Consider the following 681-nt stretch of genomic DNA (forward strand, 5'->3'; position numbering starts at 1 on the left):
ACTGCACCGCGCAGGTCCGTGACGGCCACGTCACCGTGTGGGCGCCGACCAGGTGCCGGCATCGCCCGCGCGCACGCGGCGCGCGCCGCCGGGGTCGACGAGCACGCGGTGACGCTGCACGTCACGCTGCTGGCGGCGGCTTTGGCCGCCGGCTCGATGCCGACTTCGTGGCGCAGGCCGTCGCGGTGGCGCAGGAGACCGGCGGCCGGCCGGTGCAGCTGCTGTGGTCGCGCGAGGAGGACACCACGCACGACTACTACCGCCCGGCCGCGGCCGCGGCGCTGAAGGCGGTGCTGGGGGCCGATGGACGGCCGCTGTCGCTGCGCGTCGCGAGCGCCGGCGATGCCATCACGCCGCGCTGGATGGAGCGCGGCCTGCCCTGGCTGGCCGGCCCGGTCGACCTGCCCGACAAGACCACTGCCGAGGGCCTGTTCGACCAGCCCTACGACATCGCGCACCAGCGCATCGCCCATGTCGCCACGCGCAGCGGCGTGCCGGTCGGCTACTGGCGCTCGGTCGGCCATTCGCACAACGCCTTCTTCCTCGAGAGCTTCATCGACGAACTGGCGCACGCGGCGCAGCAGGACCCGGTGGCCTACCGGCTCGCGCTGCTGGCCGGCAGCCCGCGCCACGCCGCGGTATTGCAGCTCGCCGCGGCGCAGTCCGGCTGGGGTCGGCCCT

At 75.3% G+C, this 681-nt stretch carries 1 protein-coding gene; it reads left to right on the forward strand.

Annotated elements, in window-relative coordinates; translation table 11 throughout:
• Positions 1-35: 35 nt before the first annotated feature.
• On the forward strand, positions 36-681 hold a 646-nt coding region (locus tag x551_RS22955; RefSeq protein WP_253950474.1), incomplete at its 3' end, for a molybdopterin cofactor-binding domain-containing protein.

The organism is Methylibium sp. T29, from assembly GCF_000576205.1.
GTDB classification, from domain to species: domain Bacteria; phylum Pseudomonadota; class Gammaproteobacteria; order Burkholderiales; family Burkholderiaceae_C; genus Methylibium; species Methylibium petroleiphilum.